The organism is Dietzia sp. E1 (assembly GCF_014145015.1).
Taxonomy (GTDB): Bacteria; Actinomycetota; Actinomycetes; order Mycobacteriales; family Mycobacteriaceae; genus Dietzia; species Dietzia cinnamea_A.
Genome location: NZ_JAALDU010000557.1, coordinates 1 through 1,482 on the forward strand (window position 1 = coordinate 1; position 1,482 = coordinate 1,482).

A 1,482-nucleotide genomic window follows, 5' to 3' on the forward strand; every position below is an offset into this window, starting at 1 on the left:
CAGAAAGCACTCGGTAGGTGAAGCGTACTTCGTGGTCGTCTGGTCTGTCGTTCTCCGTCGATGATGTCGGGGTGATTTCTCACGCCGGGGCCATCGCGCCGCGTCTTCTGGCGGATCGTGTCGGGCTCACCGCCGAACTGTCGAAGGCCATGGCTCGCCGGCGGTTCGTCCCGGTCCATGACCGTGGCCGTGTGTTGATCGATGTCGCGGTGATGCTCGCCGGTGGAGGCGAGACCATCTCCGACATCCGAGTTCTGCGCCACCAGACCGGGGCTCTCGGCCCGGTCGCCTCGGCCCCGACGGTGTGGCGCACGCTGGATGAAGTCACCGCCGGTAAACGCAAGAAGATCCAGGTGGCGCGTGCCCGCACCCGGCGGCATGTATGGTCCCAGCTGCCCGGCGGGGTCCCCGCATCGAAGTGCGCGGGCCGGGACCTGGGATCGACGATCGTGCTCGATGTGGACGCCACCATCGTGGTCACCCACAGCGAGAAAGAGAGCACCGCGCCGACGTACAAGCGCACATTCGGCTACCACCCGATCGGCGTGTGGTGCGACAACACGACCGAGTTCCTGGCCGCGAGCCTGCGTCCGGGCAATGCGGGATCGAACACTGCCGCCGACCACATCGACGTCCTCGGCCAGGCGATCGCCCAGATCCCCGCCAACCATCGGCGTGACCTGCTGATCCGCTCCGACGCCGCTGGCGCCTCCCATGACTTGCTGGAATGGATCACGAGTCAGAACAGCGTCCGAGGTCGGCGGGTGGAGTACTCGGTCGGGTTCTCGGTCACCGCTCCGATCCGCCAGGCCATCGCCATCGCCCCCGAAGCCGCATGGGGGCCAGCGTTGAATCTCTCCGGCGATATCCGAGACGGGGCCGAGGTTGCCGAGCTGACCGGGCTCCTGGCCCCCGGGATGCTCGCCAAATGGCCAGAGGGGATGCGAGTCATCGTCCGCCGAGAGCGGCCTCATCCGGGCGCTCAGCTTTCGATGTTCGAAGAGGCGGACGGGTGGCGTTACCAGGTGTTCGCGACCAATACCACGACCGGGCAGCTGCAGCTCCTTGAGGCCAGGCATCGGGCTCACGCCCGGGTGGAGGACCGCATCCGACACGCCAAGGACACCGGTCTCGGACGGCTTCCCTCGCGGGAGTTCGCCCTAAATCAGGCCTGGCTGACTGCGGTAATGATCGCCGCGGACCTCGTAGCGTGGACCCGAATGCTGGCCTGCACAGGTGTCGCCGCCACCCTCGCAGCGTGCGAACCCAAAGCGATGCGCTACCGCTTCCTCCACGTCGCCGCGCTGCTGACCCGCAGCAGCCGACGTAGACGGGTCAAAATCCCCGAAACCTGGCCCTGGGCCACCGCCATCGAGGCGGTGTTCCACACCATCGCCGCGATCCCCAAACCCGCCTGACCTCACCCGCTCGCCCTCGACAGCCACACCCGGAGACCCGCCCACCGGCAGCGCCAGCCGGCAC

The 1,482-nt window shown here is 67.5% G+C and carries 1 protein-coding gene; it reads left to right on the top strand.

The window, feature by feature from the left end; translation table 11 throughout:
• Positions 1–17 precede the first annotated feature (17 nt).
• Complete coding sequence (locus tag G6030_RS15520; protein ID WP_182643726.1) at positions 18–1,418, top strand: IS1380 family transposase; 1,401 nt, start codon at positions 18–20, stop codon at positions 1,416–1,418.
• The last annotated feature ends 64 nt before the right edge of the window (positions 1,419–1,482 follow it).